Origin of the sequence: Nocardia arthritidis NBRC 100137 (genome assembly GCF_001612765.1) — a bacterium.
In the GTDB taxonomy this organism is placed as follows: domain Bacteria; phylum Actinomycetota; class Actinomycetes; order Mycobacteriales; family Mycobacteriaceae; genus Nocardia; species Nocardia arthritidis.
The window spans coordinates 37,560-50,515 of sequence record NZ_BDBB01000018.1; the positions used below are offsets into that span (position 1 = coordinate 37,560).

At 69.1% G+C, this 12,956-nt stretch carries 11 protein-coding genes; 1 reads left to right on the plus strand and 10 read right to left on the minus strand.

The genetic code is table 11. The features are described 5' to 3' along the window. From NA8_RS14685 to NA8_RS14700, 4 genes are read right to left on the minus strand one after another with little or no spacing between them, the layout of a single operon-like run. On the minus strand, positions 1-1,050 hold the full coding sequence (locus NA8_RS14685) for an LLM class flavin-dependent oxidoreductase (RefSeq protein WP_063050947.1): 1,050 nt from the start codon (positions 1,048-1,050) through the stop codon (positions 1-3). A 42-nt stretch (positions 1,051-1,092) separates the two neighbouring features. Next, positions 1,093-2,088, minus strand: a complete 996-nt coding sequence (locus tag NA8_RS14690; RefSeq protein ID WP_245663839.1) for an alpha/beta hydrolase — start codon at positions 2,086-2,088, stop codon at positions 1,093-1,095. 29 nt (positions 2,089-2,117) lie between these two features. Beyond that, complete coding sequence (locus NA8_RS14695) at positions 2,118-3,068, minus strand: acyl-ACP desaturase (protein ID WP_063050949.1); 951 nt, start codon at positions 3,066-3,068, stop codon at positions 2,118-2,120. Positions 3,069-3,125: 57 nt separating this feature from the next. Beyond that, a complete protein-coding gene (locus tag NA8_RS14700; RefSeq protein ID WP_245663840.1) occupies positions 3,126-4,070 on the minus strand; it encodes an RsbRD N-terminal domain-containing protein in 945 nt (314 codons plus the stop codon). 565 nt (positions 4,071-4,635) lie between these two features. On the opposite strand from NA8_RS14700, the gene NA8_RS14705 reads away from it, so the two are divergent. Continuing rightward, positions 4,636-6,186 carry an acyl-CoA carboxylase subunit beta gene (locus tag NA8_RS14705; protein WP_063050950.1) on the plus strand — a complete coding sequence of 517 codons (1,551 nt, stop codon included), beginning with the start codon at positions 4,636-4,638 and terminating at the stop codon, positions 6,184-6,186. 216 nt (positions 6,187-6,402) lie between these two features. On the opposite strand, the gene NA8_RS14710 is transcribed toward NA8_RS14705, so the two are convergent. The 6 genes from NA8_RS14710 to NA8_RS14735 form a co-directional block, all read right to left on the minus strand. Beyond that, complete coding sequence (locus NA8_RS14710) at positions 6,403-6,984, minus strand: Rv1733c family protein (RefSeq protein ID WP_157106702.1); 582 nt, start codon at positions 6,982-6,984, stop codon at positions 6,403-6,405. Continuing rightward, complete coding sequence (locus NA8_RS14715; protein ID WP_063051065.1) at positions 6,966-7,625, minus strand: TetR/AcrR family transcriptional regulator; 660 nt, start codon at positions 7,623-7,625, stop codon at positions 6,966-6,968. Before NA8_RS14715 ends, NA8_RS14710 begins: the two co-directional genes overlap by 19 nt. A gap of 179 nt (positions 7,626-7,804) precedes the next feature. Beyond that, positions 7,805-8,755, minus strand: coding sequence for a Sco1979 family transcriptional regulator (locus NA8_RS14720; protein WP_063050952.1), 951 nt, complete (start codon positions 8,753-8,755; stop codon positions 7,805-7,807). Between the two features lie 101 nt (positions 8,756-8,856). After that, a complete protein-coding gene (locus NA8_RS14725) occupies positions 8,857-9,801 on the minus strand; it encodes a Sco1979 family transcriptional regulator (RefSeq protein WP_063050953.1) in 945 nt (314 codons plus the stop codon). Between the two features lie 394 nt (positions 9,802-10,195). Further along, positions 10,196-11,260: a fused (3R)-hydroxyacyl-ACP dehydratase subunits HadA/HadB gene (locus tag NA8_RS14730; protein WP_063050954.1), complete on the minus strand. Its 1,065-nt coding sequence runs from the start codon at positions 11,258-11,260 to the stop codon at positions 10,196-10,198. 178 nt (positions 11,261-11,438) lie between these two features. Then, complete coding sequence (locus tag NA8_RS14735; protein ID WP_063050955.1) at positions 11,439-12,812, minus strand: lipase family protein; 1,374 nt, start codon at positions 12,810-12,812, stop codon at positions 11,439-11,441. Positions 12,813-12,956 lie beyond the last annotated feature (144 nt).

Consider the following 12,956-nt stretch of genomic DNA (forward strand, 5'->3'; position numbering starts at 1 on the left):
TCAGGCGGCCCGGCCGGATCGCGCGTCGGCGCGGTCGCGGCCTGGGCGGTCGGCCGACAACCCGCTGAGCAGCGCCAGGCGGCGATGCGAATCCAGCCGCGCCGCACGATCGTAAGTGCTGGTGTGCACGAGGATCTCGTCCGCGCCCGTCCTGGTCACCAGCCGCTCCAGGTGGTCGGCGACTTCGTCCTCGGTGCCGTACAGATGGCCGCGCAGTCCCTCCTCGACGATACGGCGCTCCCGGCCGGTCATGGTGCGCGCCTTGATCTCCGCGGGCGGCAGCAGGGGCGGAAACTCGCCACGGGTGCGCGCGTACGCGGCGGACCACGCCTCCGGCAGCAGCAGCCGGTGGGCCTGCGCGGTGGTGTCGGCGATGACGATCGAACCGGAGACCACCACGTAGGGTTGGGCGCCGGCCGAGGCGGGGCGGAATTCGGCGCGATAGCGCTCGATGGCCTCGACCATGCGATCCTCGCCGCCGGCCGGGGCGATCACCAGCGGCAGCCCGAAGCGGGCCGCGCGTTCGGCGCCGAAGCCGGTCGCCAGCAGGAAGGCGGGGACCTGTAGTCCCTCGGCGGGCCAAGCGTGCACGCCCTGCCTTCCCTCGGTGAAGTACGCCAGGAGTTCGGCGAGCCGGGCGTCGAAGTCCTCGGCGTCGCGCTTGTCGTGCCCGAGCGCATGCCGCACGCCGTCGGTGAATCCGACCGAGCGTCCCAATCCCATGTCGATGCGCCCCGGATACAGCGATTCCAGAACGCCGAACTGTTCGGCGACCACCAGCGGCTGGTGATTGGGCAGCATCACGCCGCCCGTGCCGATGCGGATCCGCGAAGTCGCCGCCGCCGCGGCCGCCGCCAGCACGGTCGGCGCCGAACCCGCCACGCCGGGCACGCTGTGGTGCTCGGACACCCAGAAGCGGTGATAGCCCCACTCCTCGGCGAGCCGGGCGAACTCGACGGTCTCGCGCAGCGCGGCCGGATGGCTCTGACCGCGCCGCACGCGCGACCGATCGAGGACGGAGAACCGGAGAGAGGACAGCGCCGAGGTCATACCGATGTCAACGCGAGCGCGCCGCGCTGATTCCGCGGCGATTCACGGGGAGGCGGGCACTCCGAGTGCCTCCGCCAGCATCCGCCAGGCCCGCGGCAGCTGGGCCTGGAAATCCGGCCAGGTGTGCATGCCCTCCGCGGTGTACTCCACGGACGCGGGAATCCGCAGCTCGGACAGGCGGGCGGCGAACCGCTCCGTACAGGCACGGGCGCCCGCCTCCAGCGCCGCGCCGCCGCCCGCGGTGCGCAACGCGTCCGCGACCGACGGGGAGTTCGCGACCGCCACCAGGTCGGCGCCGGTCGGCAACCCGGCGGCCGCCGAGAGGTAGACAGCGGTGCCACGCAGGTTCTCCGCATGCAGCAGGCTGTCGTGCGCGGCCCATTCCGGTGAGGACGGCGGGCCCCAGAGATTGTCGACGTTGCCACCGCGCGAGGCGACCGTGATGGTGGTGACCGCGTGACCGAGCGGGTCGGCGGTGGAATAGCACCCGCTCATCCCGGCGACGGCGCGATACCAGCCGGGGTGGCGCTGGGCGAGCATCATCGCCGCCTGGGCCCCCATCGACACTCCGGCGATCGCGCGGCGGCCGTCGGTGCGCAGCAGCGATTCCACGATGGGCGGGAGCTCGGTGGTGAGGAATGTCTCCCAGAGGTTGAGTCCCAGCGCGGCGTCATGGCGGACCCAGTCGCTGTACATGCTGCCGGTGCCGCCGCCGGTGAGCACCACGTCGACCGGTTTGCCCGCGAAGAATTCGGCGGCGCCGCCCTTGCCCAGCCATGCCGACGTGGCGTCGCCGTCCACGCCGTCGAGCAGATACAGCACCGGGCGTGGCGCCTCGCCGCTGCCGCGCAGCACGTCGACCGAGATGATCCTGCGCATCGCCGAGGAAGCGATGGAGAGCCGTTCATGCCCCTGCGCGACCTTTTCGATCGACAGCAGCCCCGTGCGGGTCATGGCCGGGTCCACCGCGGGCGGCGGGGTCTGCGGCACCGGATCGGCGCACACGGGGGCAGCGGTGATCGCGGCGATGAGTGCCATCGCCGCCACGGTGATCGGTACGCGCGACCTCATCCTGCCGCGGCGGCCCGTTCCGCTCGTCTGGCCGCCGCGCGCTCGCGCTGCTCCTCGAACCGTCGCGCCTTCAGCTCCAGATCCTCGAGGTAGGCGTGCAGTTCGTCGCGGGCGCGTTCGCCGTCGCCGGTCAGGTCCGTGCGCTCGAAGACGCGCCACGCGCGCAGCACCGGACGCACGACCACGTCGAGATGCTGGCGCAGATCGTAGATGCCGTGCTTGGCCAGCAGCACCGCGTTGCGCCGGAAGTTCGGCTGCGACAGTCCGGGCATCTGGAAGCGGGTGACCACGGTGGTGATCGCGCGCAGCGCTTCGTTCGGCACGAGGTCCACAGCGGCGGCGCTGATGTTCCGGTAGAAGATCATGTGCAGGTTCTCGTCGGCGGCGACACGCTGCAGCATACGCTCGGCGATCGGTTCCTCGCAGGCCGCTCCGGTATTCCGGTGGCTGATCCTGGTCGCCAGCTCTTGCAGTGTGACGTAGGCCACCGAACGCAGGAACACTTGCTGCGCGTCGGGTTTCGCGAAGCCGGTGGTCATATGCGCCATCCTGGCCTGCTCGAGCAGCACCGGATCGACCGCGCGGGTCACCACCAGATAGTCGCGCATCACGATGGCGTGGCGGTTCTCCTCGGCAGTCCACCGGCCCACCCAGGTACCCCACACGCCATCCGGTGAGAACGCGTCCGAGATCTCCCGGTGATACGACGGCAGATTGTCCTCGGTGAGCAGATTGGTGATCATCGCCGTCTGCGCGACCTCGGAAAGTCCGGATTGTGCCGGTTCCCAATCAATTCCGCCGAGGGCGGCGAAATTACGCCCTTCGTCCCACGGCACGTAATCGTGCGGATTCCAGGACTTGGCCTTGCGCAGATGGTCGTTGAGCAGGCGTTCGGCGGTGGGTTCGAGTTCGCGGAGAATATCGCGATCGGTCAACGCGGTGGTCACTCGCACTCCTTTACTCACCCTCGATTTCAGGGCGCATTCGACGATACCGGCGAAATTTCAGGCCGAACGACCGATTACGTGATCGTTGGGCGAGGTGACGATGGTCATATGACCCGGCTGGGGCGGTTCACAACCCGCGGTTTCACCCACGTCGGTCACCCCGTACAGCCCCGGGGGCATGCCCGCCGACCGCAACCGGTCCAGCAGATCGTGGGCGCGCCCGGCCAGTTCGGGAATGCGCGCGGTGCGCCCGGTGGCCACCGCGGCGGTCAACGGCACCTCGGCGGCCTCGCCGACGATGGCCAGCACGTCGGGGGTCATGCTGAACGTTCCGGTGCGGGCGGGCACGTCATCGATCGGCACGAGCACCGTGCCGCCGGCGGCGGAGAGCACCGACAACGCCCGTGAGCCGAGCGGGTCGGCCAGCGCGGCCTGGACCCGCCGGAGTTTGCGCCGGGCGGCGTCCGTGCCCGTGACGGGTCTTCGCTCGTCCGGGTGCGCCGGAATGCCCAGCGCCACGACTTGGTAGGACCGTGCGATCGGAATGCCGGTCGCCCTGGCGAGTTCGCCGACCGCGTGCCCGCCCAGCAACGCGGAGACCAGCGTCTGGGCGGCGGTCTGATGTTCCCGGGCGACCGCGCGGTGCTCGTCCACGTAAGCGGTCGACGCCGCCACGGTCACCATTTCCAAGACGTGGATCGCCAGTCGCGCACCCGCGAGAAAATGGTCGGTCCGTTCGTCGGCGACCTCGTCGGCGAGCAATTCCAGTCCGTTGCGGATTTCGTCGTGGTAGGCGCCGAGTACCGTTTCCAGCGCGATGCCCTCCCGCGCCCAACGCGAGGCGGAACCGGCGATCTCCGGGGGTCGCGACACCGCCGGCGTCGGACGCGGCGCCAGCAGTTCGACGGCGGCCGCCAAACAGTTTCGCGCGGTGGTCGCGACATCGCCGGACGCCTCGTGGCCGACGCGCTCGGCGAGGTGTTCGACGAGTTTCGATGTCAACGTCTCGGTACTCGTTCTCAGCTGCCTGCCCATCATGCCTTCCGAAGGTTAGCGACGGATCGTGATGGAATCGAGATATGTCGCACCGAATCGGGTAAGTCATCAGCGGTCACCCGACCAGTTGGGCACGATCACAAGCTTTTCGAGCGGATCGAGGCCGACGCGTCCGGCACGGACAGAACTGCTGCGGCACCGCCATTTCGGACCCGGCGCCCGAGCCCTCGCCGGCTCACCGATCCGGGGAGTATGTGACGCAGCGCCGTCCGCGCATTTCCGGCGCTGCGTCGAGATAACCCTAGATCCGCGGGCACCGACCTGAGAAGCCCCCTTCGGCGCTGTGAGGACGGTTCATCGACGCCCACGGCCACGATTGGGACCTCACACAGTCCGTGTCGTCGCAGCGAACCGGTCCGGCGCGTGCTATGAACCGAGGAATCGAAAGGCAAACCTGTGAGCTGTTCCATGAGATCTTCCGAACCGCTGTGCAGCGGATCGCGGCGCCGATAGCATCGAGCGCCGCGCTGCCGTACGGCGTCGCGACGAGTTTCGAAGGGCTACACCACATATGAGCGGTACGCGAGAGAAGCTGGACGAGCTGCGGGGGATCCTGGAGCTGGCCGAGGAACCCGCAGGCGAGAACGGCATCGCGAAGCGCAAGAGCAAGGGCATTCCCAGCGCGCGGGAGCGGGTGCGCGCACTCCTCGACCCCGGGAGTTTCGTGGAGATCGGCGCGCTGGTGCGCCAGCCGGGCACCCCCGGAGCCATGTACGGCGACGGCGTGGTCACCGGGCGCGGCCGGATCGAGGGCAGGCCCGTGGTGGTGATCGCGCACGATCAGACCGTCTTCGGCGGCTCGGTGGGTGAGATGTTCGGCCGCAAAGTCGCCGCCGCACTGGATTTCGCCACCACGAATGCCTGCCCGGTCGTCGCGATCAACGACTCCGGCGGCGCCCGCATCCAGGACGCGGTCACCTCGCTGGCGTGGTACGCGCTGATGAGCCGCCGCCAGGAACGGCTGTCGGGCTTCGTGCCGCAGGTGTCGATCATGCTGGGCAAATGCGCGGCGGGATCGGTCTACGCACCGGTGAACACCGACGTCCTGATCGCGACCGAGAAGTCGTACATGTTCGTCACCGGCCCCGAGGTGATCAAGGAGGTCACCGGCGAAGAGGTGACCATGGAGGAGTTGGGCGGCGCGCAGGCGCAGGCGGCCACCGGCACCGTCCACCACGTCGCCGCCACCGAGCAGGACGCCTTCGACTGGGCCAGGACCTATCTGAGCTATCTTCCGTCGAGTTGCCTGGAACCCGGCCCGATCGTCAACCCGGGGTTGGAGCCGCAGGTCACGCCGCACGATCTGGAGCTGGACTCGATCGTTCCCGATGCCGATCGGCAGGGCTACGACATGCATGAGATCTTGCTGCGCCTGTTCGACGACGGTGACTTCCACGAGATCAGCGCGGCTACCGCGCAGAACCTGATCACCGGCTTCGCCAGGGTGGACGGGCGCAGCGTCGGGGTGATCGCGAATCAGCCCTTGGTGCTCGGCGGCGCGATCGACGCCAAATGCTCGGACAAGGCGACGCATTTCATCCGCTTGTGCAACGTCTTCGGGTTGCCGCTGATTTTCGTCGTGGACACCCCCGGCGTGCTGCCCGGCGTGGAGGAGGAGCGCAGCGGGGTGATCAAACGCGGCGGGCGGTTCTTCCGCGCGGTGATCGAGGCGACCGTCCCGATCGTCACCGTCGTGGTCCGCAAGGCTTACGGCGGCGGCTACGCCGTGATGGGCTGCAAGCAACTCGGCGCCGACGTCAGCCTGGCCTGGCCGACGGCGCGCATCGCCGTGATGGGCGCCGAGAGCGCGGTGAGCATCGTCGGCAAGCGTCAGCTCGCCCAGGTGCCCCCGGAGCAACGCGCGGCGCTGCGCGACTACATGATCGAGCAGTACAACGCCACGGTGGCCACGCCGTGGATCGCCGCCGAGCGCGGCTACATCGATGCGGTGATCGAACCCTCGCGGACCAGACTGGAGATCCGTCGCGCGCTGCGCCTGCTGCGCGAGAAGGAGGCGAGCGCCGAACCCAACCCGCGCAAGCACAGCCTGTTCCCGGTCTGAGACGCCACCCGGCTCCGGTTATGTTGTGTCACAACGTAACCGGGTCTATGTGGTGGGATCTCCGACGATCCGCGCCGAACGGGGCCGCCCGGCGCGCCGATGCCTTAATCTCAGGGCAGTGCCGGGCCGCTTCGTTCGCCGCGTTGCCGCCCGGCACGCGACGTGCCCGCTGCGCCTGTTCCCTACCCTCGCCCGGCGGGCACGCCGCACCAAGGCTCAGCCGTGCCCCCAGGTGAGGTCGGCGGCCACCCATTCGGTTTCCCACCGGCGCAGCCGCCGCCGATCGAGTCCGCGGCGCAGCAGCAGGTAACTTCCCGCGAGCACGATCGACACGCCGAGCACCGCACCCGCGGTGAGCATGACCGCTTTGCTGGCGGGCTGAGACGACGAAGGCGGCTCGACGATCGCACCGCGCTCGTTCAGCCAGATCGGCACGGCGGAACCCGGCTCCACCACCGTGGTGGACTGATAGTCGCCGGTGTGGGTCACGCCGTCGGCGTCTTTCCAGGACACGCGGGCGGGCACCACCGGCGCGTACAGTGGCGCCTTCCCGGTTTCGATCACAGTGGCGTCGACCTGATGCAACCGCGCCGTCTCGGCCTGCACCGCGGCCGTCTCCACCCGGTACACCCGGCCGCCGACGGTCACCGTCAGCACGGGCACGACGATCAGGAACACCAGGGCCAGCAGCACCGCGACCCCGGTTTGCACACGGTCTTCTCTGCGGCGCAGCGGATTTCGATCCAGGCCGACGCGGCGGCACGTGCGGCGGTACATGTTCACCGACCCGGTAGACATGACGGTGACTCCTCGTTACGGAATTCGGCGGTGAGGGTGACGAGGGTGTCGAAGAACTCTTCGACGAGGCCGGGCAGACCCATCGGATCCGGGCCCGCCGCCCAGCTCTGCAGCGCCGCGAGCAGCATGCCCGCACCGGCGCCTACGGCGACCGCCGGACGCGGATCCGTCAGCGGATCCGCCCCCAGCCGCGCCGCGATGATCCGGACCGATTCGCGCTGTCCATCGATGCGGATGCGCTGATAGCCGGCGAACAGTTCGGGTTCGTCCTCGAAGCGCTGGAACAATGCCCAGCGGCGGGCCAGCAGGGACGCGCGCGCGCCGCCGTACTCGGTGGCGAGCCAGTCGTGCACGGCGTTGCGGTAGGCGATCAGGGGCGGCTCGCCCGGCGGCCGACGGCACAACGCCTCGTTGAACAGGTGGACGTCTTGATCGACATCGCCGAGAATCGCCTCCTCGATGGAGGCGAAATGCCTGCTGAACGTGCGCCGGGTGACACCGGCCCGGACCGCGATGTCCTCGACGGCCACCGCTTCCAGCCCCCGCTCGGTGAGCAGGTCGAACGCCGCGCGCGACAACGCCTCGCGGCTGCGCCGAGTGCGCAGCCGACGGCCGTCCAGACCGACACCGTCGTCGCTCATGCACACAGCCTACCCCTATTGTCCCAGTGGGACAATATTTCGCCCTTTCTCCGGCATGCGGATCATCTCGCATAGGAAATGCCCGATTCGGGTGCGCTGAATCCAGGCGGATCGTTCGGGGCGCGAGGCCGGGTGTCACTCCGGCGCGGGAATGCGACGTGCCGCGGTGCGCGTTCCGGTCACCCTCGCGGGTGGTCCACCGGTTCGTCGACCGTCGGCGGGACGCCGTCGCGCAAGACCTGGAGCAGTTGCCGGGAGTGCTGCGGCGAAGGGGCCAGCAGCGAGAGTTGGTTCAGCGCCGCATAGTACACGTCCAGGTCGGCGATCTTGTCCAGATACAGCGCGCTGGTCAGCTGCTGAAGGTAGACGATGTCGGGCAGATCCGCCTCGGCGAAACGCAAGATGGTGAACGCGCCGTCGGTGAGGGCCGGGCCACCCACATGATCGGCAAGGATCTGGATGGTGACGTTGGGCTGAGCGGTCGCGCGCAGCACGCGGTCGAGCTGGGCGCGCCACACGGTCGAGCCGCCGATCCTGCGGCGCAGCGCGGCCTCCTCGATGATCATCCACAGCTGGGGCGGGTGCGGGCCGGCGAGGATGTCCTGCCTGCGCATGCGTAGCGCGACACGACGTTCGATCGACTCCTCCGGCTCCCCCGGGTGCGACAGGGCGAGCAGCGCGCGGGCGTACTCCGGCGTCTGCAGCAGTTCGGGGACCGCTCGCGGTTCGTAGCTGCGGATCAGGCGCGCCGCCTGTTCCAGCCCGAGGTAGGTGTCGAACCACTTCGGCAACCATTCGTTGTCCCGCGCCCACCACCCCGACGCATTGGCCTGCCTGGCCAGTTCCAGATAGCGCTCTCGTTCCTCGGGCTCGGTCACCCCGTAGAGATCGAGCAGGTCGACCAGATCCCGTTCCCGGCAGCCGGTGCGCCCGAGCTCGAGCCTGCTGATCTTCGAATGCGACCCGCGAATGGCGTCGCCCGCCGCCTCGCGGGTGATATTCCGAGCCTCGCGCAGGCGGCGCAGCCTGCCACCGAGGACCATGCGCAGGACCGTCGGCCCGCCACCGGACACCGGATAACCGCCGGGCCCGGGAGAATCGCTCGCCTGTCGTTCCTTCGAAGGACGCATGCCCCCGAGTCTGCCATGTTCACCCAGTCGTTATCTATGGCCGAAAGTCCCTGTACCGCTGGGTATTCGTGGCCTCGCCGGGCTCGTCGCCGTGCTGACGGTCAGGCGCGACCGGACGGCAGGTCCACGATCCGCGGCTCACGCTCGCGCAACGCCGCGATGAGGTCGCGGGTGTACTCCGGCGGCGCGGCGTGCACCGATAGCAGATTCACCACGGCGCGGTAGGCGGCGAGGTCGGCGTCCTTGTCCAGGTACAGCGCGCCGGTGAGCTGCTGGAGATACACGAGGTCGGGCAGATCCGCCTCGGCAAAGCGCAGCATGGCGAACGCGCCGTCGGCCAGCGCTGGGCCGCCGACATGATCGGCGAGGACCTGCACCGTGATGTTCGGCGCGTCGGCGGCCCGCAGCAGGTGCTCGAGCTGGGCCAACCACACCTGTGATCCCCCGATCCTGCGCCGCAGCGCCGCCTCCTCGACGATCAGCCACAGCTGGGGCGGGTCGGGTCGGGTGAGGATCTCTTGGCGGCGCATCCGCAGGGCCACGCGCCGCTCGATCGACTCCTCGTCTTCGTGCGGATGCGCGAGCACGAACAGTGCGCGAGCGTAGTCGGGCGTCTGCAGCAACTCCGGGACGACCCGCGGCTCATAGCAGCGGATCAGCTGCGCGGCCTGCTCCAGCCCGAGGTAGGTGTCGAACCACTTCGGCAGCCAGTCGGCGTCGCGATGCCACCATCCCGAGGTGTTCGCCTGCTTCGCCAGCCGCTTGAACTCCGCGCACTCCTCCTCGTCGGTGACGCCGTACAGAGCGAGCAGATCCACCAGATCCCGTTCCCGGAAACCGGTGCGCCCCAATTCCAATCGGCTGATCTTGGAATGTGAGCCGCGGATCGCCTCGCCCGCTTCCTCGAGCGAGATGCCGCACGCCTCCCGCAGCCGCCGCATCCGCCCGCCGAGGATCATCCGTAAGGCGGTCGGACCGCCCTCGGCGGCGGGAGCCGTTCCCCGAGAGATGGTTTCGTTTTGAGGCCGCACTACCGAAGCACGCATGTACGCAGTCTTGCATGCGCACTGTCCACATTCCAGCACCGAGTCCTTCGCCGGCGACGCGAATGCGCAGGTGTAAGCACATCCGCAAGATCGCGCACGGGATAGCGGTGACTCCACTCGCTTCCGGCGGCAGTCACCGGACGTCGCGCACAGCGCTGTGTCGCAGGCCGACTTCGCACACCCGCGTGCCAACTTACTCCAGTACGCGCGAAACCCCGGGTGTCGCGAGGTCACGGGTTGCCCGGCCTGGCGAGGTGCCGAACTCCGGTGGGCGAGATCATTATTCCGGTCACACAGGGCTACGACCAAGCCGGATCACGGTGTGGTTCGGACGCCCGAGCGACGGCACCGGCCCCACGCTCTCCGGACGAGGAGGACAGAGCTGCCGCACGGTTCAGCGCAGCAGCACGTCCGCCGTCGCGCGACCGAACAGCTTGCGGTCCCCGCAGGTGGCCGTCAACGCGATGGTGGCCGCACGGCGATCCGGATCCAATTGCTTGACCCGCCCGTGGAATTCGATCGCGCTGGCCTTGGTCGCCGGAACCGGGGCGAACCCGGCGAACCGCACCCCGTACCGCGTCACGGCGGCGGGATCGCCGAGCCACGAGGTGAGATATCCGGCGCCCAGACCCATCGTCAGCAGACCGTGCGATACCACGTCGGGCAGACCGGCACTGCGCGCGACCTCGTCGCTGAAGTGGATCGGATTCGAATCGCCCGACACACCGGCGTAGTTCACCAGATCACCACGGGACAGCAGCACCGTGCGCGGGGCGAGTTCCATGCCGACGGACAAGTCCTCGAAGGCGGGAAAGGTGCGCGGCATGCGCGGTTCGGCGGGCGATTCCGGTTGCGCCGGCTCATCGAAGCTCTCGACGAGCCCGCCGTCGTCGTCGGCCAGGCGCGCGGCCGCCGCGTCCGCGCGGTCGGCGGCCGACTGCCCGGTCATGATCACGCCGTCGACCGCGGCGCGCAGATCGGCGGCGAGCTCGACTCCGGTCTGCGCCACGGCCGTGGTGTGCGCGGTCTGCAGCAGTTCCTTGTGCTGATTGCTCAGCACGTTCTTGGTGACCATGAAGTCTTTGTCACCGAACTGCCGGAACGACTCGATGTAGGAGTCGCACCGCACCTCGTCGCCCGCGACGATCGGCCGGTGCACCCGGATCGACTGCTCGGTCTGCAGCACTTGACCGAGGTCGTAACCGGTGAGCACGGACTCGAACATCTTGCGCTGCATGAGCATGAGGATGATCGAGGAGAACGTCAGCGGCGCGACGAGTCCGTCGAAGCCCAGTCCCCCGGCGGCGTCTTCGTGCCGGTGCGCCGGATGGCCGTCCTGCAGCGCTCGCGCGAACTCCCGGATCTTCTCCCGCCCCACCTCGTACGGGTCGGTCAGGCGGTAGTGCCGCCCCACCAGTGCCTTGGCCTGCTCGGACGCGGTGGTCGTGATGTCGCTCATGTGCCTCTCTCGGGAATTCGGGCGTCACCCCGCCCGGACCGGCCCACCGTACCGAAGCGCCGACGACGTCGCACAGCGCTCTAGCCAGATCTGGGCATACGTACCGAAGGGGACACCGTGTTGATCGCACGCGCAGGCCCACGGTGTTAACCGGAGCCCTCCCCGCGCGGTCACCCGGTCAGCACTCGTCGGGCGCCCGGACTCCCCGCAGCCTGTCGTCGAGCCAGACCATGGCTTCCGGATAACCGAGCGCACCTGCGATGATGTGCTCACCGAGCACACTGCGGTACACCGCGGGCACCCCCAGTCGGCACTGCTCCGCGTAGAGATTGCGCGCACCCTCTGCCGGGATCCAGAACTCCTGCTCGCCGTTGTAGACGTACAGCGGAGTCGCCGACCTCATGCCGGCCATCTTCGTCACCCGATAGATGTCCGTGGCCAGTGCCGAGTGCAGCGGATCGGGGAAGTTCGCGGCGATGTCGATCGGCAGCATCAGCACACCGATCGCGCCGTAGCTGCTGCCGCACATGTTCTTCACCGGTGAGGTGGCCACCCACTGGGCGAGATTGTTCATCCCGGCCAGGATCTCCGGCCGCTCGCGGCCGATCCCGAAGACCGCGCCCATGAACACCGCCGAGGCGAGGTTGCCGTTCATGCTGCGCGCCAGGATCTCGAAGTCGGCGGGCACCCCGCCGAGTGCGGCGCCGACGATCACCTCCGCCAATTCCGGTGCGTAGCCGTCGATCAGCTTCACCGCCCCGTGCGTCGCGATCGCGCCGCCGGAATAGCCCGCGAGCCCGAACTTCGCGGCGCCGAACTCCTCGGGCAACAGACCGCGCACCGCCCTGATCGAGTCGAGCACCGCGTGGCCGGCCACGATCGGCTCGGCGTAGGCCATCGACGGGCCCTCGTGGTCGGGGATCAGCACGGCGTAACCGCGCAGCGCCGCCACGTGTGTCGTGGGTGGCAGGAAGTCGGTGAAGCTGGTGTCCGGGTTGAGCCCGTGCGCGAGGGTGTATCCCGGCGTGCAGGTACGGCCGAGGGCGTCGATGGGCAGGTTGTTCACGACCACCGGTCGCTGCCCCGGTCCCGGCCACGGCGCGGCGGGAACGACCAGCGTCGCGGTGGCATACGACGGCGCGCCGTGCGCGTCGGTCGTGCGGTACTTCATCAGGAGTGCACGCTGGATGGGCATCAGCATCAACGGTGCGGTGGTCGGGCTCACGTCACGGATTTCGATGACCTGTCCCTCGGACAGTTCGTCGAGATTCGCCGGGCGCAGGTCGAACATCGGATCGCCGACGGCCGACGGCAGGGCGGCCGAGCGCAGCGCCGCCAGCGACGGCGACAGCGTAGTCGCCTCGTGCGCGGGCGAACTCGGCTCCGGCAGCGCGGCGATCGGCGGCGGCGGGATGACCTGATCGATGAGTTGTTGCAGCCCGGGCAGAAGCCCCCCGGGCGGCGGGGCGGGCGCAGGCTCTGCGGCAGCGGGGACGGCCAGGACCGAGCCGGCGGCGAGCAAAGCCACAGCAATGGCACGCGAAATTCTCATGGCACACGCCTTCGGGTGCGAACGGCAACGTCGTCTGGCACCCGGGCGCACTGGCCTTCGACCCCCGAATCGGCCCCTGTCAGACCGGGAGCCAGGACGTCAGGCTACGTCAGCGCCCATGACTGGACGCAGTAAAGCATCCGA

Excerpts from the sequence above, each read along its gene's own strand:
- NA8_RS14685 (WP_063050947.1), bottom strand. The coding sequence starts at position 1,050 with ATGACCTCGGCGCTGTCCTCTCTCCGGTTCTCCGTCCTCGATCGGTCG.
- NA8_RS14690 (WP_245663839.1), bottom strand. The coding sequence starts at position 2,088 with ATGGCACTCATCGCCGCGATCACCGCTGCCCCCGTGTGCGCCGATCCG.
- NA8_RS14705 (WP_063050950.1), top strand. The coding sequence starts at position 4,636 with ATGAGCGGTACGCGAGAGAAGCTGGACGAGCTGCGGGGGATCCTGGAG.
- NA8_RS14710 (WP_157106702.1), bottom strand. The coding sequence starts at position 6,984 with ATGTCTACCGGGTCGGTGAACATGTACCGCCGCACGTGCCGCCGCGTC.
- NA8_RS14715 (WP_063051065.1), bottom strand. The coding sequence starts at position 7,625 with ATGAGCGACGACGGTGTCGGTCTGGACGGCCGTCGGCTGCGCACTCGG.
- NA8_RS14720 (WP_063050952.1), bottom strand. The coding sequence starts at position 8,755 with ATGCGTCCTTCGAAGGAACGACAGGCGAGCGATTCTCCCGGGCCCGGC.
- NA8_RS14725 (WP_063050953.1), bottom strand. The coding sequence starts at position 9,801 with ATGCGTGCTTCGGTAGTGCGGCCTCAAAACGAAACCATCTCTCGGGGA.
- NA8_RS14730 (WP_063050954.1), bottom strand. The coding sequence starts at position 11,260 with ATGAGCGACATCACGACCACCGCGTCCGAGCAGGCCAAGGCACTGGTG.
- NA8_RS14735 (WP_063050955.1), bottom strand. The coding sequence starts at position 12,812 with ATGAGAATTTCGCGTGCCATTGCTGTGGCTTTGCTCGCCGCCGGCTCG.